This is a genomic window from Achromobacter marplatensis (assembly GCF_002209535.1).
Classification (GTDB): domain Bacteria; phylum Pseudomonadota; class Gammaproteobacteria; order Burkholderiales; family Burkholderiaceae_B; genus Achromobacter; species Achromobacter marplatensis.
Genome location: NZ_NJIG01000012.1, coordinates 89,311 through 111,137, shown reverse-complemented (window position 1 = coordinate 111,137; position 21,827 = coordinate 89,311). Strand labels below are relative to the sequence as shown.

Genomic DNA, 21,827 nt, shown 5'->3' with positions numbered 1-21,827 from the left:
TTTTGCCTTGCAGGGTCTAGAAGACGGTTGGCGCCGTGCAAAAGAAAGTGGGCAAGTCGGAGGGTGTGGCCAGAGTCCTGTATTGCACAATCCAACGACTTCGCTCGCTAGAACGTGAGACCGCCGAGCCAGCCTTCCCTTTTGTCCATGGCAAGAATCGATGCCCACCGGGGCGCCAAGCTTCCCCGCGCATTCGGAATATTTGATAGGGATTTTGATAGAGTGTTTGAAAAGGGCTTTGACTGATGGCGTCAACACTTGATCTCTACGCCAGCCAAGCACTCCGGATCTGTTCGATGGTCCACAACTGGACAGCCGCCCCGCCCCTCGCCCACCGTCAGTGAAGCTGGAACGATCGACGGTTGATGATGTTCCAGACGTGCGTGACTAGGGTGGCAACTGTCCGGCGCCGGCGTCTCAAGGTGGGAGTTATTTTTGCAACGCCACGAGCCTGACTCTTTTGACTGGGAACTATTTGCCAGGCCGAGATACTCAAATACCCTGTCGGCAATTCAAGCCACTAACTCCTCCGCGACATGAACCGCGCTTGGTCCAGCCATTGCCGACCTTTTTGCTGCGACCCACGGTCCGTGTTTCTGAGCATTAATCGCGCCCCACCCTCCTTCGGTACAGCAGGATCCACCAAGGCCCCCCACGATTCACAAGTGCGGACGGTTGCGGCGGGGTGAAATCTACGGACCTGCGGACAAGTTTCAGCGCCTCATACGCGGGATCGCGGCCAGCTCGGAGTCGACTCAGCGAAATAATCTGTTAGCCGCCTGAAAGACTCCGTGTTCCAGTCGCAGCCATTCAGACATTGCGCTGGCAACTCCTACTTCCATTGTCGAAAGGGCACCCCTCGTATCAGTACTAGGTTAAAGGATGCCCTATCCCCTCATTCCCGTACTAGGCCAAGTCTCCGCAGTTCGGGTCGGATAGACCGTCGACTTTAATTTCTCTCAGCGCAGCTCAGAGCGCATTTGACACTGAGGTGTGCAGTATGGTCTCAGTGCAATGCACACAGCACATACAGAGTACAGGCCGCGACGCTTTAAAAGTGCAACCGCGAAAGACCGGTCCACAGCACAGCTCGGCATTTGCTCCGCTAACGAATAACGCCGCGAGGATGGAAGGGCCGAGGGGTCGTAACGATTCAACTGTCGCGTGGTGCCGCCGATGCTCTGCGACCTGGGCTCGGAACTCTCGCTTTGCTGCCCCAGCACACACAGCCTCAGATGAAGGGGTTTGGCCTGCCCCAAGCGCAACAGTCCCCAGAACCCACCCAATTGGCCTGATGAGCCTAAAGTGCGGCGAGCTGCCCGCCCCCCCCAATCAAGCAGAGACCCGGCAAGTCCCGAGATGGGCTATTGCCACCGAGTGCACATCCTTGGCTTGATGCCGCCTGAACTTGCTCACCGCCAACTGCAAGTTCGTTGTCCCATATGTTGTCCCATATGCCGAGCAAAGAAAAAGGGTTAGCTCAACGACATTGAGCTAACCCTTTGATTTTATTGGTCGGGGCGGTGGGATTCGAACTCACGACCCTCTGCTCCCAAAGAAGATAACTGGTGGATAGCTATGGATCATTCCGGACACTCCTGGATTCCAGTAAATCCAATATTCATGCTGGTTTCAAGCTGATAGACTATCCAGAACTGTCCACTTCCATCCATCCCAAGCCGGACATTTAGGTGGGGTAAAAGTGGGGTAAAAATATCGAAGGATAGAAGCATGAGCAAGATCACCAACCGAGAGTTGGAAGCACTGACCGCGGCTGACGGCGGTCGTATCCTTCGCGAAGACGGAGGCATCGTAGGACGCGTACGGGCGGGCACGCGGGGCCTGACCGTTTCCTTTCGCTATGAGTACAAGCTGGGTGGAGCGAAGCGCGACCACGCGCTGGGATCCTGGCCGAAGAAGAGCCTGGCAAACATCCGAGCGGAACGGGACCGAGTGCGCGTGACCGCCGCAGAGGGCATCGATCCCACGGCCGCCAAGAAGGCGGCGCGTATCGAAAAGCAGAAGGCCGTTGCTGCCACGCTGGCAGAGGCCGAGCGAGATCGGGTGCAGGTCCTCACAGTGCAGGACCTATTCGACCTCTGGATTGTCGAGGGCATCAACCGCAAAGATGGGAACAAGGAGGTCGCGCGGATGTTCAAGCGGGACATCTTGCCCCACATTGGCGTCACTCCCCTGCGTGGCCTGACGGAGTCTGCCTTGCGTGCTTTACTTCGGGCGGCCATCGACGCAGGAACGGTCAGTAAGGCCACCCATATGTTGCTCGGCGTCAAGCAGATGTTGGCTTGGGCCGAGAAGCGCCAGCCGTGGCGCGGATTACTGATTGATGGAAACCCGGCTGATCTAATCAGCGAAGATTCGATCCTCCCCCCCGATCATGAGGAAGAGCGCACGCGCGTGCTCTCACCAAATGAAATTCGAGAATTACACGAGATCTTTGCCGACATGGCGGCAAACTACGAAGCGGCCGCGCCAGGCACCAAGTACAAGCATGAACGACCACTCAAGAAGGAAAGTCAACTTGCCGTATGGATCAGCCTAGGCACCCTCTGCCGAATCGGCGAACTACTGATGGCGCGGTGGGAGCATGTAGACCTCAAGGCGGGCACATGGTTCATTCCGAAGGAGAATGTCAAAGGGCGGCGGGGCAAGAAGCAGAACCATTATGTACGGCTCTCATCGTTCGTGCTGCATCGGTTTCAAGCCCTTCACGAGCTCACGGGAAAAACTGCTTGGTGCTTCCCCGCTCGCAACTTGACTGATTCGCATGTGAGCGTTTCTGCCGTCTCTAAACAGGTCGGAGACCGGCAAGAACGGTTCATGAAACGCAAGCCGCTCAAGCGCCGTAAGCACGACAACACTCTCGTGCTGGCCGGCGGGAAGAATGGGAACTGGACACCCCACGACCTACGTCGCACAGGGGCGACGATGATGCAACAGCTGGGAGTCTCGCTGGACATCATTGACCGCTGCCAGAACCACATATTGGCGGGATCTAAGGTGCGGAGGCATTACTTGCACCATAATTACGCCGAAGAAAAGGCCGACGCCTGGGAGCGGCTTGGACAGCGTCTCACGGAAGTCTTGACTCAACAGTCGAAGATGCCCGCCGCCAGCCGCTAATCCGGTGCTATTGCCGCCGCGCCTGATAGACGCCTGACAGGGCAGCATTGCATGGTCGGATGCCGGCGGTTCCCCAAAAGAGCAACATGATACAGTCCTGACAATGATCCCGAGCCGCACTGCGCATCGTAGCGTGGAGCCGGTCGGAAACGCGCTATCGCGGCGCCACAACACGGTTCGCCCCTCTCAGCTCATCGGCCAAGCGAGTCGATCCCCATGACTGATAGACTTGCTCCTGATCGTCGTCGCTACCTGATGCAGCAGGTCAGAAGCAAGGACACGAAGCCTGAGAGAACGGTCCGCTCTTTGCTCCACAGCCTGGGTTACCGCTTCCGCCTGCATCGAAAAGACTTACCTGGCACTCCGGACATCGTATTTCCGAGCCGCCGTGTGGCATTGTTCGTACACGGATGCTTTTGGCATGGCCATGGCTGTCGAATTGGGCAACTCCCGAAATCTCGCCTCGACTACTGGCGGCCGAAGATCGAGACCAATCGAGCCCGCGACTACCGCAAGGAGACCTCTTTAGCAGAGAACGGCTGGCGCGTTGTCGTTGTGTGGCAGTGCGAGCTGCGTGATATCGAAGCCTTGGAGGCGCGCCTACGGGACGTTCTGGATCACGCCTAAAAAAACGATCGATAAAGCGATCGTTTTTGGTATGATTCGGGCTTCCAATCTGCACTCGATGAACGAGAAGGACACTCAGCTATGGCACGCCCCATTGGGATCGATTTGTTCGCTGGAGCAGGAGGTTTAAGCCTCGGCTTCGAGCAAGCCGGCTTCGACATCGTCGCGGCCGTAGAGATCGACCCGATTCACTCCGCTGCGCACAAGTTCAACTTCCCCACCTGCGCAACCGTGTGCAAGAGCATCATTGACGTGACAGGGGACGAACTGCGCCGTGTCGCAGGAATTGGGAAGCGCGACCTCGATGTTGTAGTCGGTGGCGCACCATGCCAAGGCTTCTCTTTAATCGGAAAGCGCGCGCTCGACGATTCGCGCAATCAACTTGTGTATCACTACGTCCGCGTGGTGATGGAGCTGAAGCCCAAGTATTTCGTCTTCGAAAACGTTAAAGGATTGACCGTCGGAAAACACCGCCAGTTTCTGCAAGAAATCATCGAGGCGTTTCAGGACGGTGGCTACGATGTAGTAACAGATTACAAGGTGCTTAACGCGGCCGACTATGGCGTTCCTCAGGATAGACGCCGTCTGATTCTGATGGGGGCTCGCAAAGGTCTTCGTCTCCCGGCGTACCCGGAGCCCACCGGGCGCACAACTGTGGGCGACGCTATAGGAGATATACCCGATGCGGAGACTTTCCCTGAATTATGGGAACGGGATTGGGTTAAGGCGAAATATGGCAAACCGTCCAATTACGCTGCGTACCTACGCGGAAAAGTGGACGATCCAACTGATTTCGGCCATCCTCGTCAGTTCGATGCGAGCCTGCTGACGTGCTCCTTGCTGACCGAGCACACCGAGCTGTCGCGCAAGCGCTTCGCCGCCACTGCTCCAAACGATGTGGAACCTATCAGCCGATTCAAGAAGTTAGCTCTTGACGGCCTCTGCAACACCCTGCGCGCAGGCACTGCAAGCGACCGAGGAGCATTCACGTCACCACGCCCCATTCATCCGACTGTGCCGCGTGTAATCACCGTCCGCGAGGCGGCGCGGCTGCATTCTTATCCCGACTGGTTTCGCTTTCACGCCACGAAGTGGCACGGCTTTCGACAAATTGGCAACAGCGTTCCGCCCCTTTTGGCACGTGCTGTCGGAGGCCAACTAATGAAGGCCCTGGGAAAGAAGCCAGTCAGGCCGTCCGAGTCACTCGCTCTAGGTAGCCAGAGTTTAGTCAGCATCTCGATGACCGACGCAGCAGCAATGTTCGGCGTGTCGCGCACGGTGATTGCTCAGCGTAAACGTTCGGCAACGCCTACAGCTTCTCAATCCTCCGAAGAACTAGAACTCGCCACGCTATGAACGAGAGCATCAAGACGCCAAGCCGCTATCACCAACTTATCGAGAAAATATTTTTCGATAAGTTTGTAGAGGGGATGACCGAAATCCCTTTTGAGCGCAAGGCGCTGAAGGAAGCGGCAGAACAACTCGATATCGCTCTACCGGACAATCTTGGCGATGTAATCTACTCGATTCGCTTCCGCACTCCAATGCCCGCACGAATACTGGCGACGCAGCCGGAAGGTCGTGAATGGATCATTGAGTTAATAGGACGGTCCAAGTACCGTTTTCGGCTAGCAACAGCCAATCGCATCGTTCCCAATCCGAACTTAGCCGTTATTCGTATTCCCGACAATACCCCTGAAATTATTGGCGCCTATGCGCTTGACGACGAACAGGCGTTGTTGGCCAAAGTACGATACAACCGCCTTATCGACATCTTCCTCGGTCTAACTACATTTTCGCTGCAAAACCACCTGCGGACGAGCGTAAAGGGCATCGGGCAGATTGAGATCGATGAGCTGTACGTGGGCCTCGATAGATACGGTTGTCACTATGTCATTCCGGTACAGGCAAAAGGCGGGAGCGATCAAATCTCTGCCGTGCAGACAGCTCAAGACACCGCCTGGTGCAAGCAAAAATATCCGACCCTTAGATGCCGCGCCATATCTGCTCAATTCATCAGCAGCGAACAAATTGCCTTGTTTGAGCTAAAAATCGATGATGACGAACTCAAGGTCGTAGAGGAACGCCACTACAAGTTAGTGCCGGCAGGCGAACTTGATCGCAAAGAAATTGTCGACTACCGCATTTGAAAAACTCGAGCTAAAACGCAGCCCCGAGCGCGCAAACCGCAGCGCCCCGTAGATATCGCAAGGATTTTCAACAACGCATGGCGGCTAGGGGAGGTTTCCGTGCGGGCGTATCTGCGGGACAGCACACTAGCATCGCGCCCTCCTCCATCTGCAAGAAAAGTCACGGCACCGCGGCCGTCGCAAGATTGTCTTTCGCCAGACTAGCGTAGTAGCGCTTCGTTAGCTCAGACTGCAGAAAATCGTCATTCAAGAGCTTGAGGAAAAGGTCCTGTGAGACCTTTGTATCCAGCTTGAGCTTAGAACCGTCATCGCTTAGCCGGAATCTCCCCTGAAGCGCCGGATGAGTATTGACGAAAGTTATCACCTGAGCGTTTGGAATAACACCAAGAACCGGTGACTCCCTTGCTGCGCGAATGAGTTTTCGCGAGAATGAAATATCGTCAAGCCTAGCCGTGAGCGCCGCCGTATCGACGACTATGTCTGCTCGATCAATATTGGCTATTCCCTCCGTGGCGATATTTCGCACCGCCTCATGAAAGCCGAAGAATCGTTCCAGCGTCTTAATATCAACGATGAAATATTCGTCGCCAATGCGCATGAATTCAAATTTTGAGTTGATACGAAGAATGTCATCCTCAAGCTTAACAAGCCTATTTTGATTTCTTACTCTAACTAGGCTAAAGGCACTATCGCGCTTGAGTAGCGCTATTGGGTATTGATGTTTATATAAGGCAAGTTGCTGCCGACCATGCCCTAGAATTACTAATATCCCCTCCAAATGAGCTAATTCGTCAGCTTCGAAATTAAAGACTTCAAAGTCGTCTCGCTGAAGAACAGTAGCCAAATTCTGGATTTGAGCCGGCACCTCGGGCAAGTCATATCGATAGATTGCATTCGCACGATCATCCGCTCCGGAAATGTTCAGCAGCGAGAGTTCGTCGTTCAACAAAACCGTGCTCCCAATCGTTTCGATGAAGTTTCGAGTCAACTCATCAGAAGCACCCTCATCGATGTCTGCCCGCTTGATAGAGATTTGACCGTCATCCTCAAGCAGAAAGTAGAACTCGGCAGAGCAGGCCGGATCTGAAATTACGTCTGATATTCTCGCTCGCAGCGCGTCAAGGCTCATGAATTCCTCTTTGCAAAATAGACGCGACCGTCCAATTCCAAGAATCGGATCTTGTCTCCATCTTTGATTTGGTCCTTCGTTATTAATGCCACCTTCACTTCCTCGCCGGTACGGCGAGTCACCTTCACGGAATATAGGCGAAACCCTAGAACCGCAAGAGTAGGATTTGCGTAGAACTTATCTGTTCTGACATAGATAATACCGATGACGATCAGAAGAAGCACTAGAGCAATTAGATAGCGCTCACTTGTCAGATTAAAGCAAATAAGCGGAATAATGTACGTGGTTAGAAAAGTCAGATGCTCATAGTTGATATCCTCAACCGAATTTACTTCGACCGGTATCGATTTACTTCCAGCAATTTTGTAGTTGAATCGGAAATAGTAAAGACCTCCTAGCCCAACTAGCAGAAGAGCAATGGCCGGAACAACATTCCGGCGCGCCAGCTCCCCCATACCGATAAAACTGCATTCAGGCTGGAAGCAGATCGGAATATCAATCGTGACGACTATGATTAGCAAAAATAGAAGCCACAATGAAATAATGTATAACTCAAATTTCTCGGCAATTCGGTTGGAAGTCATGAGGTAACCACGCTGTGTCCGGCGCCGCCCCAAAGCGCAAGGAGGTTATTCCCGCGCAACTAACGGGTGTTTGGGAAAATCGTACGACTGTTTTTTTTTCACCATTTCTCCTGACGTCCTTCAGTTCTTGTGACAGCGAAATTCAACAGCGCACCCCACCAGATACCCATGCGCATCGAGTAGACTGCTCGATCCAATTGTATCTAAATATAGCTAGATTACAGCAAAAATTTTACACAGTCTCTGCTCTCAGGATACGACCTAGACTGAAAACGCTGATCGTTGAAGACCCAATTCGCACCAGTTTTCCGCAGCTCTCGGGCATTGCACTTGAAAAACTTTCACCGATACACACCTTATCGAGCCTCTCCCCCAGAAGCTTAGGTGTCGTTAACTTGCCAACGGGGCAAGATCGAAAGGTCGATCCCTCTGAGACCCCTTGCCTGAACTTTCGCGTGCCGTGGCAGATTACTCTGACGTAGCTGCTCGCCATCCCACCTGTGGAAATTGAATTCGCGATTGGCCGCTGCCTGGAGGGAGTTGAAAATGGTGGCATGAGCCAAACCAGAAAGCCTACTTCAAGCGGCTCGTGTGATTGGAGAGGTGACGTGCCCCCGGAATATCCGTACAGGTCAAAACTAGAGGTATGGTTGCTTCTCAGCGCCCCAAGCGGGGCGAGGAGAAGCCATGAAACGGTCGAGATTTACCGAAGAGCAGATCACGTATGCGCTGCGACTGGCAGATAGCGGTACGCCGGTGGTCGACGTCTGTCGGCAGCTTGGTGTGTCGGAGGCGACCTTCTATACCTGGAAGAAGAAGTACGCCGACTTCGGTGTAAGCGAACTGCGTAAGCTCAAGCAACTCGAGGATGAGAACGCACGGCTGCGGCGCATCGTCGCTGATCTGACATTGGACAAGCAGATCCTGCAGGAGGCGGTGCGAAAAAAAGTCTGAAGGCCGCCAAGCGGCGCGAACTGGCAGAAGTTCACGCTGGCCAAAGCCAAGAAAAACATCAACCGACTGACGAACACGCAAGCCAAGCCGCCCCATGAGGTCATCGTGATAGCCGGGGGGAACGTGAGTGCCGAGACCAAAGACAACTGCAAGGTCCACGCGGACTCCAAGAAGATCAAGATTTGCCAGGTGTGGTCTGGCCCGGATTTCGAGGAGCACCTGCGCTTTCACGCGCCGTCAGTACTTCACCGCTTCTTCAACGGGGAAGAGTTGCCCGACGACGAGGCGGAGCTTCGCAAGTTCACGCTGGAGCTCGATCCTGCGACCGAGAAAGAGGCTGGTTTGCTTGTCGCGCGGCTGTTCGACCGGCCTGCTTTTCAAACGCCTATCCACTGTGAGAGCTCTATGCCGGCATTCAGGCAGGCCATCGCGGACACCATAGGGGCCCTTAACACTGGCATTTGGCGCGACCGCCTGGGGGCGATCATTTCGCGCGTGCCGCCAAGCCACGCCTTCCCTGACGCGCGTGTCTCGGCGGAGCTCACGAGTTGCTCGACGAAGCTCAACACGCTGCGCATGACGCTCGACGAAGGCATCAGGGTGAACGCCATCCGGCCCTGTCAATGCAACAACCCGCTTTGCACGACCCACGAGATCGACCCGCCTTACCCCCAGCGGCTCGAGCAGGAGCGAACCGAGGCGCTTCGGCATGCCGCTGACGCTCTAGCCCTGCTGGGCGTTCAACTATCCTGACCAAGCGCTTGCGTGGCGAGGTCGAAGAGGCCGAACGCGTTGGCGTCGCCAGCGCGCCTGTGCATTGGCGAGACATCCGCTAACGCGGCAGTCAGTCAAGGGGGAGTTGAGTATCATCCACCGCCCTTCTACTCGAGATGTGCGCGGCAAGCTCAGTCACCGACCACATCGGTAAGGTCCTATGGATGATGCTGTGGCAATTGGAACAAAGGATCGCAAGATCCTCGAAAGACGTCGTTTCGCTTTCGCTACGACCGGCCAAAGGCTTTAAGTGATGTACCTCGCAAAATCCTGTACCTAGTTCGCCGTACGCAACTCGAAAGTCGAACCGACAAGCTTCGCAAGCAAGCCGGCCCGTAGCCTCCAGAATGTCCCTTTTTTTGCGTCGGCGAGTGCCGAGTCGCGTTCGCGGACAAGATGCTCTCTTAAATAAGTGCCCCCTTCCTCACCTTGTGAATGGCGCGGTAGCTCTTCAAATATATGCAGCGTCCGCATCGAATCATCGTCGGCTGGCGCCTGGAAGTGGGCCTCTAGTTCAGTTGGAGAGGCGCATTTTCGGGCCTCGTATGCAAGAAGCACATCGACCGGAACTCGTACGTAAGCAGTTCCCTCACTGGTTGAGGTATCTGGCTTCACCACAAAGCCGACGGTTGCTCCATCTTCCCAAATGACTGCGTAAAGCGGCTCACCGTGCTTCGTGTAATTAATGCGGGCGCGATGCGCGAACAAGCCAGGCGCGCCGTCATTGCGCCCATGCAGCGCGTTATTCAGTGAAGTGTGACCATGCGCTTCTCGCCACCGCGTCTTCGTATGCACGGCTCGGTACAAGATGGTTATCGATGTCATAGCCCTCCTCAGGTGAGTTTGGAACATGTTAGCGCTCAAATCTCACATGAGCAGCCGCGCAAGGACGTGAGTATCGTTGTGGTCCCCCCATGGGGGAGGCGGACTCCGCTGCGGCAAAGGGTCAAGTGGTGATTTTCTCGCACCGAAGCCGCCGATCTGTGCATGTGGCAGCTGCCACATGGACGTCCCCCAGAACAAACTTCGACACATCGAATAGGACTTCAAGAGCAGAGCTATGCTGAGGTCGGTCGAGCAGTAAGTTGAATGCCAGCTTCCAGCAGTTGCTCGAGGGCGACCTCTCTTGTCAAGGGCTGACCTACAGCCAGGTCAACGAGACCCCGGGCAGCGCGGCGCGCTAAGCTACGAGCCGTAAGCCGCTCTTTGGTCGAGATCGGGTTGAGGTCGGCTCGCCCATGGATAAAGGCGCTTCTAAGATCGAAAATATGGCGAAACTGCGCAGCAGCGGCACCGTCGCCGACGAGGGCCGCAAGCCGGACCGCTACACGCTCTGTCGATTTCATGCGAGCTCTCGGATTGGCGCGGTCTTTCCCTGGACGGTGATCATCAATATGCCCCACGGCCGCCTCAATTGCAGTTATGTGACCGAGGAACTCATCTACACCGTTTGCCTGAAAGGCACGTACCAAGAAATGTTGAACAGGCGTGTCAAAGAGGGGAGAAGTCTGCGCTAGTTGCAGGCTCGCCCACGCCGATTGGTTCATGAGCGGCAATTCCTCGGAGACTGCTTCGTCAAAGCCAACTCGAGCAGGCGCCTGAACCTCATGCTCAACACCCCATCGATCGGTCCAGAATTCGGGGGAAAAAGAGAGATTGTCGGCCGATGGTGGCGCAGCCGGGAGCTTGAACGGGTCCGAATCGATTGTGTAAATCCAAGGAATCTGAAATCCGAAGATGTTGGTCCTGGGCATCGCGGTCCATCGTTCCCACGGAGCCAATAGGAGAAAAAACACGGCGTCTGCAACTGCTTCTGGCCAACCATTCTCATGGGGATGCACTGCCCCCCAGTCAGGATTGAATGGTTCCTCAAAGAACGGCGAAGCTCGGCCAGAAGGAGAGTCTCGGACGAGTATCTCTTCGCGAACGACCAGCCATTGGAGTTGGCAGAGTCTTTCGAGATCCCATTTGCCAGATGGATGATGTGCCGCCATACGGTCAACTTCGAAGGCCATAGCAAGCTCCTCCCGTGAAAAGCTGCGGACGGTCGCCGTACCAAATTCGAGCCGAGGTAGTTCGCCTGCCAGGTCAAGAGGGCAAAAGTGCGTTCGCTGTTGCACTGTACTCTGGCACGCACCGATCAGCTGTGAAGCCACAGTCCGCAGGTCCAAGTCCACACTATCCGGGGCGCCGCCAAACGGAAGCCCCAGCGCTTTCAGAGCATTGCTGAAAGCAAACGCATCGCTGAATCCTCGCTTGCCGCTCCGAACATACGGCTGACAAGCTTCAATGACGCGCTTGAACTCTGGCATGGACCAAAGGTCATCGTAAGGGCTGCGCACCGCAGTCCAGAGACTTTGCAGGCATGTGAGGAGATGCTGATCCAATTCTTCGCTCAGGTAGTAAAGTCCGGCACTAAAGCCGTGCCATTCAATAGCGAGGTCGCCCTAGGCTTCCTCGACATACGTGCGCAATGGCCTGCAGAGGCAGCGCTAATTTAGATCGGCACTGGACATGCCTCCGTCAGGCGTCGTGTGGCGATCTCTGCGAACTCCGAGTCCCGTCCAAGCCGCAATGGAGTTGCGCAAGCCGCGTAATGCGTCCTCGCTCTCCGGGAACTGTGAGGGGTCGATAGCTTGGCACCGAGCCCATGCGACATCAATACCGATGAAGTCCTCAATTGCATCCCTATAGAAGCGGCTGCTTTCTGTGGTGAAACGGTCGCCTGAAGTATGGCTCAGGATCTTCTGCTTCATGCGCACAACAATGCGCATGAAGCCTTCATCTGTCTCGATCATCCTGGCGACCCAGGCTCTCGGTTCATCGAGGGACCCGGAATAGTCTCGCCACCTGTAAAGCTGAAAAATAAGATCAGGGTCGGCTATTAATGCTCCGTCTCCCTCCGCAGCGCGCCCCCTCACCAGCGTCAACCACTCACTCTTCAGAGCCTCGACGGAATCATGGTCCAACTTGGGCTCAAAATCACTGCGGAAGCGCTCTTTAAGCTTAGTGTTCGAGTTGATAAGGGTCGCAGCGACGGACAACGATTTGCTGCTGCGAAGCGCCTCCAGCACCAGACTACGTCGTTCGGCCTCCGGCACGCGTCCCAACACTGCGTTCACCGCCATCGCCATTGAAAAATCCGGAGATCTGAATTGGGAGCCGGCATGTTGATCCCGGAGCTTCTCTGCGATTCCAAACATGGTCGAGATCAACCCGGCGGCGTTGTCCGTCGGGAGCCGCTCGGCAGCTTCGTATAGTCTCTCAGCGAGCGCAGGCAGCAAACCTTCGTTTTCAAGTTCGAAGATTGACCCGGCTAATCCCTCCTGCGTCTCCGTGGCGGCAAGGAATGCAGAGAAGCGCTGCTCGGACATTTCGCCATCCGCCGTCTGCAGTTCGAAGTACCGCGAGAAGTGCCGAATTGAGCAAATCCGCTTACCTGCACTCCATGGTGCTCGTGATTCGCGCGTGGTAATGACGCCCCCAACAGCATTTGCAAGAGGGGGAAAGAGATGGCGGATCGTCACTCGAGCGATAGCACGGCGCTCATCCGGAACGTTCTCTAACAGGCGCTCTTCTGCAGCCTCGTCTTGTTTCGGCTGTTCTTGGCTCCTCCGGCCAAGCTCCTGCAACAGAAGTCCTCTCTCTCGAAAGAGCGAGCCGTGGAGACTAGGTTCGAACACCCGGAGGGTCTCTAGGACCAGAAAATCCAATATATTTACCTCGAACGCATCATTGGCCCCATGCAATGGCAGATGCGCGGCAACGGACGAGATAAGTCGGCGCGCGTCTCGGAGGTTGCGCAGCCGCGGTTGGATACAGTCGACCAAGGCTGTACTCCACTCGATCTCGGAAAAACCATTTTCTTCTGTCGCGTAGAGTCCTGCTACCTCGGCCAGCTCCTCCAGAAAGATGCGGCGCACAGCCGCGACCGGTACTACCGGCAGGTCGAAACTCGCCTGCACTATCTTTTCCAGGAAGGCGCGACCGTCGTTGTCGGCAACAGGATCAAGTGCTCGCTCCACGATGTTGAGTTGAAACAGCAGGACGAAGACGATGTTCGGCAAGTTAGCGTTGGCCTTCACATGGCGCAGGAGCAGCCTGATTTGCTCCGGCTCCAGCCTGTCGATGTCGTCCACAAAGACCACCAGCGGACGATCCAGCTTACGAAGACGAGTCTCCAGATCTCCGCGCACCTTGTCTAACGGGTCACCAGACCTATCACGGCCGAGGTAAACCATTAGGCGCCCGAGCACGGTCATGCAAATTGCTAAACCAGCGAGGGTAGCCGCCACCGTAGTAACCGCAGGCATATCAGAGCCTACTGCCGAAGCCACAGCAATCACCGACGCGCTAGTCAGGACAGTCGAGATTCCTTGACTATTCCCTCCGGCCGTCTTAATGGGCTTCGCGATGCCGCTTACGATCGCCCCGTAGCGCCGCAATGCTTCAGCGCGGCCTCGTGCAGCCTTCGACTGGTCGCCCCCGAGGCGATCTGCGATCTGTCCAAAGAGTTCACGGACTATCGCATCGCTATCGCCCCACTGCCACGGATTGAAATCGAGCCAGTCTGCACCTTGCTGTCTCTCATCGAGCCGCTCAGCGATTAGATTTTTAAGGGATGACTTGCCAAAACCCCAGCCCCCTCGAATGGCGAACACCCTGCCCTCGCGCAAATTGCGCTCCGACAACACGCCCGCTAAGCGGCCAGCGAAGTCGGACCTCTTCAGGCGGTCTTGGGCCACATTCCTAATCGGTGCATCTGCGCCCAGTCCAGTGTCCGGTTGCTCGGCCCTCATAGCCTTCGCTCTCATCTTGGCCGCGCGGCGGGCCCACCATTTCCAGAGTCCGGTCATTTCGCTCCGTTCACCTAAATTTCTTCGTTAGCCGAAAAGACGCCCAGTTGCATTGCTTTGAATCGTTGTGGAATAGCCATGCTGTCGAAGTTCATTGAAAGTGAAGTCACCACACCATACACATCAAGGACTTACTGAGATTTAGTTCATCCACTTTGTTCGCCGTGGTTCATTTAACGTGGGATTTTCGACCAAAAAGTTCACTTAACTTGGGCATCTAATGTCCTGACCAGCTCACGAGCGCCTTAGTCTCACACCCACCAGAACTGGCCGCTTACGGCCAAAAGCGGAAGTTCGCCGTGGTCAGCCGGCGGCGGTACGACTTGTCGTCCTTGGTGGTCGCCAAGCTGTGCCGATGGTTCGGCGTGCCGCGCGGCACGGTGTGCTACAAGCCTGTGAAGTCGGCGGCCAAGGTCGATCCGAAGTTCTCAGCACCGACCAAGGCGATGATTGAAGAGTCTCGCTACCAACCGACAATTTGGAATTCTCAGATTCAAATTGCGTTCCTTCATGCCCCGGCGGGCCTGCAACCCCATCAAATACGAACAGACATTCATGCGCGGCTGGTTCAAGTTCGAGCCCTTCGTAATCGCATCGCACATTACGAACCTATCTTCCAACGCAATTTGCACGGCGATCTAAGCCGGATTGAAGACATCGTTTCTTATCGGTGTGCGCACACGATCGATTGGCTTCGCCAAAGCCAGATGGTCCGCTTCATGTTGGGGCATCGCCCAATCTAGCTGGGGCCCATGTTGCGGGAGCCGAACGATCACCGTTTCGTCCCGCCCTTTTGCGGAACGAACTTCCATTCCGTTTGCGCTCGCCTACTACTTCACTCGGCAGCGGGACTCACCGGCTCTTCGCCTTGTGCATCGCAATAGGAAAGCCGGCCAGAGTAGGCCCCCATATTTGTGTATCCACGCAAGCGCGTAAGAGCATCCGATCTATGGGTAAGCGAAAAATTTATGAACCCGAAGACCGCCAAGATTGCGATCACACCGGCGGACAATATGGCCAACACTAGGCCCTTCAGAGAGAAGAGAATTTCCCAGAACGCAGCAAGAGACAGCTCTATGTTGCCATTGGTCGGTGCCGGCAAGAAGCTGAGTGGGTAGACAACCCCACCGAAAAATAGAAAAGCCAAGAGCACCAGGGTGAAGGTCACTAAATGCGACCGTTCTGGATCGCCCGCAATGCTGTTCAGGTAGACGTTGACCTTGCGGGTGTTGTGGCGCGCCGCCAAGGTGGCCTGAGAAATCTCTTTTCTATACTCAGGTATCCTCTTCCAGCGATAAATCGTATCTGACACAAACGACGGTTGGGGCATCACACGGATCTCCGCGTCGAGAGAATCCGGCATGCCGCTCATGCTAGCGAGCATGCTTCCAAGCCCACCCGGCTGTTTCGTGCGCTGCGCCTCGAGCCGTTCCTGGCGCTTTCGCCGCTGCTCCCTTTGCTCTTCCTCGATCCGCTCTTTCCTCGCCTGTAGTAAGTCAAGCCGGGCCTTTATCCAATCCAGAACGACGGCTTTATTTAACCAATAGTCTCTTTGCTCTTCCATGTTGAGCCGCTCGTACACCGTTTCGGGGCTGGACATCCCGTTCTCCTCAAAGTCGCTCGCAACCTCCTTAGCCCAATCCATGAAGTGCGTCTCTTCAATGTAGTCGAACCCGCAGTGGGCTAATTGATCCGCAATGCGATCGCATTCCGCGAGCAGGCCAGGTAACTGATCGCTTTTCTCACGGAAAGCGGCCTGATTCGACAAGACCTTTGCGATGAGGAACGCCGCAATGACGCCGACCATAGCGGCCGCTGATTGTGCTACAGAGCTAAAAAACCAATTCCAATCGACTGCCACAATGCCCCCTTCAAGATTGACGGAGCGTAACAAATTTTGAAGCGCTACCTACAACGAGCCGGAGATCTCTACTTCTCATCCGGACTAAATCGAGATTAGGGTCAGACGCCGACGTTAGGGGGAGTCGGACACTCAAAAGCGAGCCCTGCGGACGGCAGTACATACTATTGCCTCGTTGACCGCCGAATTAGGCGTCAACCTTAGGTGTCAAATAATTTACTGGCCTTATCGCTCCGATTTTCTACAAGGTTTGCGAGTCGGATCATGTCTGTACGCTCAATAACTGAATCCGTGATGGTGGCCACTAGCTCGCCATCGTGGTCAATCACCAAAAGTTCAGGCAAGTATTTTTCGAAGGCAAAATCTTGCTCGGGGTCATCGTATTTCTTTTCCAGTAGCAGAAGAGTGAAGTCATTGCCCGCCCTTTCGAAACAAGTAGAGAATTGCCGAAAAACCAGACTTGGATTGAAAATCAAATCTGAATTGGAGTTGCGGCGGATCTGCTTCCACCGAAGCTTACTAGTCCTAGTCTGCTTGACGATTTCTTCAAACAGTGTTTCGTACTTGTTCATGCCTCCTCCGAATACGAAGACCAGTCATGGATGGCTTCCTTGAGGGCGACAATATCGCCACCATCTATGTGCCTATGCACTTCAAGGGTTGCCTTTCCGCGTGACGTGCAGCAATACCAAATGCGGGTCGGAATGTTGCGTTTCAAAGCGGCAAGCTTTGTCGTGGACGCCGAACTCAGAGGAATTGCGTCGTCAGGAATTCTCATAACCTCATCTACCAACTGCCGAAGTCGCTGCTTTCGGCGGAATTTAACGATGTTTGTCTTTATGCTTCTCACGTAGGCGAGTGAGATCAACGCGACAAAGAAAGAAATAATGGAAGACCAGGACGAGTAAAAGGCAAGTTGTGCGTCAGTCATTGAAGTCTCAAAGTGGCTTCTGATGCAGGCGAACCAAAACCGGCATGTCTGATTCATCCCCCTTCATCTACTAGATAAATTTCGTGAGGAAGCTGTTACAAACACTAACTATAACCTGCTAAGCAATCAGCTTACCTGCTCCGTGAACGGCAGGCTTGGAGCGTCAACCAAATGTCAGCTGAGGGTTGTGCAGTTCTTCGTTGGAGTGGTTGATTTAAACCTATGGGCTAGCTGTGCTTCACAACGATGCAGATTCGGTTAGCCGCGACAGGGCCACAAGAGCAGCAGTGCGGGCTGCGACCAGGAACGATCACCGGTGTGATATTTCAATATGAACCCAAACCTGCTGACGTTGTATTGAATAACCATGCACTTCTGGCCTGTCCAGAGTTTGTTACGGCCGCAGAGAGTTACCGCGATCGATCTATGTCGATGGCGGCCGCGCTATTCCACTTCCGTAGAGATTAGGATCCGGATGAAGCTGTGTGAACGCGCCCCTCAATCCAGAAGACATTGTAACTCCGAGCGGAGAAACAAACACCTCCTTCGCCGAATTCTGCGAAGAGATAAACCTTCTACTACATCTTAGAAATTGTTGCATGGAAAGCACTGTCAGCCAGAGACTTGCAACCTCAGGCTCCTGCATTCATTCTCGACACAACTGCGCAGTCCGCTATCCTTCGAGCCGTCGAGCGGCTAACCTATTGCTGGAACGCTTGCGTCATACTGAGCCAAATGAAGCCGCCCAGTTCTAGTTATGCCAAGCATCGGCCGTCACCAAGGACCACACATGAAGATTCCATCGGGCCGAAATCCTGCCATTACGAGCTCTCGAAATCCATTTGTCGCTACCTCGCTTAACCCCAATGTTGCTACATCGCTCAATCCCAATGTGGCTACCAGCAAGAATCCTTTTGTCGCCACGAGCCTAAACCCGAATGTTGCAACCAGCTACAATCCGCGAGTTGCTACGAGCTTGAATTACCGAGATGCCTCAAGCATCAACCCTCATGTGGCGACGAGCCTGAATCCTCGGGTAGCCACATCAAAGAATCCCAACATTGCATCCAGCATTGACGGGCTCTACATATGGGACTTGAGTCTCCAGCAGGTTGGGTTCACCGTTGAGGCCAACGAGCGCGTGCGACTAATCTTTGATCTTGGCACAGAGTTTTCTGGGGTACTTATCTCGGTACGAGATGATTTCTTGAATGAGTTTGACCTAGACAATTCTTGGGTCGGTTACTGGCTGCATGCGCGAGACGGCACATGGCTTCGATATTCGCTTGAAAATCGTTGGGTAGGGTTTACAACCTAATGCCTAGCTTTGCAGTCGCGGACCTGAGCGACAAGCACCGCAGGCGGCTCACCTCTACATTCCTGAACGTCTGACTAGGGTCGGATAGCGACCCTCCGTAGGAGCACACTGAATCTCCCTTTACGCGAAAGGAGATTGTCATGGAATCCACGAATGTCACCGTTGGCCATCGTGTGCCATGGAACAAAGGCAAACTCACCGGGCAGAAGCCACCTCTAAAGCTAGGAGAACTGGGCGCACCTGTGCCCTGAACCGGTGGCCCCGGAGAGGTAAGCATCGCAAGACGACGTAGGTTCTGAACGGCTGCTGCAAGCGTGAATACGCCTGGCTACATCGCGTGCATCCTCGTGAATGCTGCGAGCGATCTTGCGCATCGGCGTATAGGGGCAGCATTGCGGCTTCATCGAGCACTTACTGCAGTCCGTTTTGCTGGCTCGGTAGATTACGGTGCCCGCCTTGGTGACATGATTGCGTTCGATCTTGAACATGCGCCGCTCGCTGCGCAGTGCATGGCCCTCGGGGCAACGATATTCGTTGGCCTCGCCATCCATTCGAAGTCGTTGCTCGATAGACTGTCGTCCTTGCGCTGGGTTTTGTCCCAGACGGGGACGTGCGGCTCGATCCCCTTATCTTGCACCATCCACGCCAGCATCGGAGCCATGCCGTAAGCGGTATCGCCTATGAGCCGTTCAGGGGTGATGTCGAATCGTTCCTCGACACGATCCACCATCGTCTTGGTAGAGTCCACTTCTGCGGTGCGATGTGCAGGGGTGGCTTCGACGTCGAGGATCACGCCATGCTCGGTATCGATCAGATAGTTTGTCGAATAAGCGAAGAATGCGGGACCGCCTGGGGCGGCCGTCCACCGTGACTGCCGGACGGCCCGTATGACTGTAGTGCTCCGCCAGGTGTTGGTGGAGTTCCTTCAGATCCAGACAGCGATCGATGGCTCTAAGAAGATGGGTCGGCGGAACGACGTCTTCAAGGTTGAAGGCGTAGAACAACCGCTCTTGCCCGCTCGCTTGATGACCCATCATGTCGGTGCTCTCCGAACTCGTTGGCGCTTTGCAAATTCTGCCAGACGACCGAGACGGCCGCGAGTTTTTCAACAGAATCGGCCAGAATCAGCCGGTGGGAGAGAGTTGCTGTCGGCCGGTAGCACGCGTTTTGGCCGGAAAAATAAATCCATCCCTTTTTTTCAGTGAGATTCCGCCACCCTCCATGTCGGTGGCGGATGGCGGCAGTGTCGGCACTTGATGGGATCAGTCGCCCACTAGATCTTCAAAGTGCTCTTCGCAGTAGAAAGTTGAGCCTAAGGCGTGCGCTGCAGGCTCTGCGCAGTAATCACAGGGATGACCATCTAGGTCAGCACAGAACTGGCAGCTCGGACAGCGGCACTCGACATCGTCAAATTCTGTGTCAACGAACTCGAATTCATGCAGCGAAAACTTACAACCACACTGGCTGCAGGTGAGGCCCTCGTCCGCCACTTCTACGCCGTCAAAGACGTTATCCAGGAAGGATGTCATATCTGGGCCTGCCACTGGATACGCATTTCACGGGCCATTGGGTACCCTTGGGCTTCCGCCTGTTTAAGGAGCTCATAGGCCAGCCCAACATCCTGCTCGACCCCTTGGCCGGTTACCAGACACCGCGCTTGGTTAGTCAGCCCGATTGCGGAGCCCATTTGGGCGGCCTTCGAGAAAAGAAGCCAGGCCAAGCGATGATTCGCCGCACCGCACTGACCATTGAATTCGATCGCGCCCAACGCATTGAGCGCATCGGCGTTCCCATGGGCTGCAGACATTTCGAGCCAATACCGTGCTTCAAGCGAGTCAACCGGGGTGCCCTCGCCGTTTAGGTACATCAGGCCCAGATTCATTGCAGCGTCGGCATCGCCCGCGTTGGCAGCTATACGGAACAGTCGCCGCGCTTTCACGACATTTCTGCCAACTCCGTTGCCATGCAGGAAGCACAACCCCAGATTGTAGATAGGCATGACGTGATTGAGCTCACGGGCTGAGCGAGCAGCCATCCGGTACAGAGCAAAGGACTCAGGTGTGGAGGCGCCACCGTTCTGATGGTCGAGGATGGTCGCTACCGTATTGAGGCTGTGATCGTCGCCCAGAGAAGCGGCACGCATCAGCAAGTCGATGGCACGATTCCGGTCTTCGGGCACCCCATTGCCATTGAGGTAGATCATTCCCAGGCAGCCGATCGAAGCGGCGATGCCGCCCTCAGCAGCCAGCTCAAAATGCTGGATAGCGTCGGGGATGCTTTTGGGAAAGAGCTCCCCCCCCTCCAGGTACATCCGGCCCAGGTTGTGGTGGGCAGTGAGAACCCCGAGTTCGGCTGCACGCTGGTACAGCTCGGCTGCTTTGGTGAAATCACGGCCCTGGCCTAACCCTTCGCTGTACATCCAGCCAAGGTTGAAGGCGGCCGCAGGATGTCCTTTCTCCTGTGCTTCCTGAAAGCGCTGACGGGCCGTGCCGTAGTCTTTCTTCCAAAGGGCTGACAGTCCAGCGTGGAATGAGCGATCCTTCAGCTCGCGTCCTGCGGTGTCATCGGCAATGGAATTATCAGCGTCTCGACGAGTAACCCACTCCGGAGTGAACACATCCCGGCAGAGCCAGAATGGCACTGGCGAGCGGCTGCACACCGCCCATTTGCCATCACCCATAGGCTTTATGTACGGCTCAGCGTCGACAAAGCTGTCACGCCACACGCCGTCGACCTCCGTCTTGCTCAGGGTGTGCTTCAGCGCGGCTTGCCAGATCTCAATGCGCTCCGCTGGGCTGAGCTTAAAGGCCGCGGGAAGTGGCCAGCGCCAGATTTCTTCTGGCATCGAGATCCCATACGCCTGCTTTACTGCGAAGCTCAAGCGTTCGAATGCCGCAGCGCCGAAGGGGATAGGGGAGTGTTTGAGCTGATCATTCATGAGCCCATTGCTGGGCCTGTCTGCAAGCGCATGAGACACGAGCTCGCGTACAGCACTGAGGCTGTGATCGAAGTCAGGATAGTGTTGCTTGAGGTACTGCTGAAGGGCTTTAACGAACGAGCTGAACTGATCTTTGTCGATCATGGCTAACTCCGATATCTAATCCCCCCCCCAATATCGAGTTAGAACCATAGCAATATGCGAGCTGCATTGAGCTCAGATGCTGGTGTCACAGAAGGCGATTCGGTAGGGGAGGGATGCCCCGGCTCACCTTAGGCTCTTCGAGCCGCTTAGCCAGAGGCCATACCTTAGAGCAGATCTGCTAGAGAATCAAGGGATAAGACGGGCAGTCAGCTTATTGAATCGTCAAGTGCGTTTTGCGGCGGCTTGCAGACTGCAGGTTCACTGACTCTTGCCGACAAGGGAACTGAGTAAGTGCATCGCAAAGCCTGGTCCGTAGTGACCATGGCGCTGGAAGTGACAACGCTTCGGTTCGAACGCAGACAACCTAGGACGAACTATTTTTGTCGGGTCCGAAACCCGGAGATGCACTTTCACTTTAGA

General features: G+C 55.1%; 17 protein-coding genes and 3 pseudogenes. 8 read left to right on the top strand and 12 right to left on the bottom strand.

The genetic code is table 11. From position 1 onward, the window contains the following. Positions 1 to 1,731 precede the first annotated feature (1,731 nt). The 4 genes from CEY09_RS24045 (at position 1,732) to CEY09_RS24030 (ending at position 5,918) form a co-directional block, all read left to right on the top strand. On the top strand, positions 1,732 to 3,141 hold the full coding sequence (locus tag CEY09_RS24045) for a tyrosine-type recombinase/integrase (RefSeq protein ID WP_088590541.1): 1,410 nt from the start codon (positions 1,732 to 1,734) through the stop codon (positions 3,139 to 3,141). Positions 3,142 to 3,357: 216 nt separating this feature from the next. Next, a complete protein-coding gene (locus tag CEY09_RS24040) occupies positions 3,358 to 3,768 on the top strand; it encodes a very short patch repair endonuclease (protein ID WP_088590540.1) in 411 nt (136 codons plus the stop codon). An 81-nt stretch (positions 3,769 to 3,849) separates the two neighbouring features. Next, positions 3,850 to 5,124 carry a DNA cytosine methyltransferase gene (locus tag CEY09_RS24035; RefSeq protein ID WP_088590539.1) on the top strand — a complete coding sequence of 425 codons (1,275 nt, stop codon included), beginning with the start codon at positions 3,850 to 3,852 and terminating at the stop codon, positions 5,122 to 5,124. Continuing rightward, the gene (locus tag CEY09_RS24030; protein WP_088590538.1) at positions 5,121 to 5,918 is read left to right on the top strand and encodes an endonuclease; all 798 of its coding nucleotides are present in this window, start codon (positions 5,121 to 5,123) and stop codon (positions 5,916 to 5,918) included. The genes CEY09_RS24035 and CEY09_RS24030 overlap by 4 nt, the downstream gene beginning before the upstream one ends. A gap of 160 nt (positions 5,919 to 6,078) precedes the next feature. Here CEY09_RS24030 and kwaB read toward each other — a convergent pair whose 3' ends face one another. After that, the gene (kwaB, locus tag CEY09_RS24025) at positions 6,079 to 7,047 is read right to left on the bottom strand and encodes an anti-phage protein KwaB (protein ID WP_088590537.1); all 969 of its coding nucleotides are present in this window, start codon (positions 7,045 to 7,047) and stop codon (positions 6,079 to 6,081) included. Beyond that, positions 7,044 to 7,631: an anti-phage protein KwaA gene (gene kwaA, locus CEY09_RS24020; RefSeq protein WP_088590536.1), complete on the bottom strand. Its 588-nt coding sequence runs from the start codon at positions 7,629 to 7,631 to the stop codon at positions 7,044 to 7,046. Before kwaA ends, kwaB begins: the two co-directional genes overlap by 4 nt. 687 nt (positions 7,632 to 8,318) lie before the next feature. Between kwaA and CEY09_RS24015 the strand changes: the two are divergent. Next, a pseudogene (locus CEY09_RS24015) lies at positions 8,319 to 8,582 on the top strand (transposase); the annotation flags it as partial. Positions 8,583 to 8,708: 126 nt separating this feature from the next. Next, a complete protein-coding gene (locus tag CEY09_RS24010; protein ID WP_143219577.1) occupies positions 8,709 to 9,338 on the top strand; it encodes a hypothetical protein in 630 nt (209 codons plus the stop codon). A 91-nt stretch (positions 9,339 to 9,429) separates the two neighbouring features. On the opposite strand, the gene CEY09_RS32800 is transcribed toward CEY09_RS24010, so the two are convergent. The 4 genes from CEY09_RS32800 to CEY09_RS23990 all read right to left on the bottom strand — a co-directional run bounded on the left by CEY09_RS32800 (position 9,430) and on the right by CEY09_RS23990 (position 14,215). Next, positions 9,430 to 9,705 (bottom strand): HNH endonuclease, encoded by a 276-nt coding sequence (locus tag CEY09_RS32800; protein WP_377785575.1) that lies wholly within the window; start codon positions 9,703 to 9,705, stop codon positions 9,430 to 9,432. Beyond that, positions 9,636 to 10,184, bottom strand: a complete 549-nt coding sequence (locus CEY09_RS32025) for a hypothetical protein (protein ID WP_143219576.1) — start codon at positions 10,182 to 10,184, stop codon at positions 9,636 to 9,638. Before CEY09_RS32025 ends, CEY09_RS32800 begins: the two co-directional genes overlap by 70 nt. 233 nt (positions 10,185 to 10,417) lie before the next feature. After that, positions 10,418 to 11,671: a hypothetical protein gene (locus CEY09_RS32020; protein WP_143219575.1), complete on the bottom strand. Its 1,254-nt coding sequence runs from the start codon at positions 11,669 to 11,671 to the stop codon at positions 10,418 to 10,420. A gap of 180 nt (positions 11,672 to 11,851) precedes the next feature. After that, the gene (locus CEY09_RS23990) at positions 11,852 to 14,215 is read right to left on the bottom strand and encodes a KAP family P-loop NTPase fold protein (protein ID WP_088590530.1); all 2,364 of its coding nucleotides are present in this window, start codon (positions 14,213 to 14,215) and stop codon (positions 11,852 to 11,854) included. Positions 14,216 to 14,538: 323 nt separating this feature from the next. On the opposite strand from CEY09_RS23990, the gene CEY09_RS32200 reads away from it, so the two are divergent. Next, positions 14,539 to 14,958 (top strand): hypothetical protein, encoded by a 420-nt coding sequence (locus CEY09_RS32200; RefSeq protein ID WP_158218682.1) that lies wholly within the window; start codon positions 14,539 to 14,541, stop codon positions 14,956 to 14,958. 92 nt (positions 14,959 to 15,050) lie between these two features. Here the strand turns inward: CEY09_RS32200 and CEY09_RS23980 are convergent, their stop codons facing one another. The 3 genes from CEY09_RS23980 to CEY09_RS23970 all read right to left on the bottom strand — a co-directional run bounded on the left by CEY09_RS23980 (position 15,051) and on the right by CEY09_RS23970 (position 17,007). Beyond that, complete coding sequence (locus tag CEY09_RS23980) at positions 15,051 to 16,022, bottom strand: hypothetical protein (protein WP_088590528.1); 972 nt, start codon at positions 16,020 to 16,022, stop codon at positions 15,051 to 15,053. A gap of 254 nt (positions 16,023 to 16,276) precedes the next feature. Beyond that, positions 16,277 to 16,648 (bottom strand): hypothetical protein, encoded by a 372-nt coding sequence (locus CEY09_RS23975; protein WP_088590527.1) that lies wholly within the window; start codon positions 16,646 to 16,648, stop codon positions 16,277 to 16,279. After that, a complete protein-coding gene (locus CEY09_RS23970) occupies positions 16,645 to 17,007 on the bottom strand; it encodes a hypothetical protein (RefSeq protein ID WP_088590526.1) in 363 nt (120 codons plus the stop codon). The genes CEY09_RS23975 and CEY09_RS23970 overlap by 4 nt, the downstream gene beginning before the upstream one ends. Positions 17,008 to 17,797: 790 nt before the next feature. Between CEY09_RS23970 and CEY09_RS32010 the strand changes: the two genes are divergently transcribed. Beyond that, positions 17,798 to 18,325 carry a hypothetical protein gene (locus CEY09_RS32010; protein WP_143219574.1) on the top strand — a complete coding sequence of 176 codons (528 nt, stop codon included), beginning with the start codon at positions 17,798 to 17,800 and terminating at the stop codon, positions 18,323 to 18,325. A gap of 244 nt (positions 18,326 to 18,569) precedes the next feature. On the opposite strand, the pseudogene CEY09_RS23960 reads toward CEY09_RS32010, so the two are convergent. The 3 genes and pseudogenes from CEY09_RS23960 to CEY09_RS23955 all read right to left on the bottom strand — a co-directional run. Further along, positions 18,570 to 19,199: pseudogene (locus tag CEY09_RS23960) on the bottom strand (transposase); the annotation flags it as partial. 49 nt (positions 19,200 to 19,248) lie between these two features. Continuing rightward, positions 19,249 to 19,359, bottom strand: a pseudogene (locus CEY09_RS32825) (hypothetical protein); the annotation flags it as partial. A gap of 491 nt (positions 19,360 to 19,850) precedes the next feature. Continuing rightward, entirely contained in the window at positions 19,851 to 21,407 is a 1,557-nt protein-coding gene (locus tag CEY09_RS23955; protein ID WP_088590525.1) for a tetratricopeptide repeat protein, read from the bottom strand. Between the last annotated feature and the right edge of the window lie 420 nt (positions 21,408 to 21,827).

Excerpts from the sequence above, each read along its gene's own strand:
- CEY09_RS23970 (WP_088590526.1), bottom strand. The coding sequence starts at position 17,007 with ATGACTGACGCACAACTTGCCTTTTACTCGTCCTGGTCTTCCATTATT.
- CEY09_RS23980 (WP_088590528.1), bottom strand. The coding sequence starts at position 16,022 with ATGGTCGGCGTCATTGCGGCGTTCCTCATCGCAAAGGTCTTGTCGAAT.
- CEY09_RS24045 (WP_088590541.1), top strand. The coding sequence starts at position 1,732 with ATGAGCAAGATCACCAACCGAGAGTTGGAAGCACTGACCGCGGCTGAC.
- kwaB (WP_088590537.1), bottom strand. The coding sequence starts at position 7,047 with ATGAGCCTTGACGCGCTGCGAGCGAGAATATCAGACGTAATTTCAGAT.
- CEY09_RS23990 (WP_088590530.1), bottom strand. The coding sequence starts at position 14,215 with ATGACCGGACTCTGGAAATGGTGGGCCCGCCGCGCGGCCAAGATGAGA.
- CEY09_RS32025 (WP_143219576.1), bottom strand. The coding sequence starts at position 10,184 with ATGACATCGATAACCATCTTGTACCGAGCCGTGCATACGAAGACGCGG.
- CEY09_RS23975 (WP_088590527.1), bottom strand. The coding sequence starts at position 16,648 with ATGAACAAGTACGAAACACTGTTTGAAGAAATCGTCAAGCAGACTAGG.
- kwaA (WP_088590536.1), bottom strand. The coding sequence starts at position 7,631 with ATGACTTCCAACCGAATTGCCGAGAAATTTGAGTTATACATTATTTCA.
- CEY09_RS24030 (WP_088590538.1), top strand. The coding sequence starts at position 5,121 with ATGAACGAGAGCATCAAGACGCCAAGCCGCTATCACCAACTTATCGAG.
- CEY09_RS24035 (WP_088590539.1), top strand. The coding sequence starts at position 3,850 with ATGGCACGCCCCATTGGGATCGATTTGTTCGCTGGAGCAGGAGGTTTA.
- CEY09_RS32020 (WP_143219575.1), bottom strand. The coding sequence starts at position 11,671 with ATGCCAGAGTTCAAGCGCGTCATTGAAGCTTGTCAGCCGTATGTTCGG.
- CEY09_RS23955 (WP_088590525.1), bottom strand. The coding sequence starts at position 21,407 with ATGATCGACAAAGATCAGTTCAGCTCGTTCGTTAAAGCCCTTCAGCAG.
- CEY09_RS24040 (WP_088590540.1), top strand. The coding sequence starts at position 3,358 with ATGACTGATAGACTTGCTCCTGATCGTCGTCGCTACCTGATGCAGCAG.
- CEY09_RS32010 (WP_143219574.1), top strand. The coding sequence starts at position 17,798 with ATGAAGATTCCATCGGGCCGAAATCCTGCCATTACGAGCTCTCGAAAT.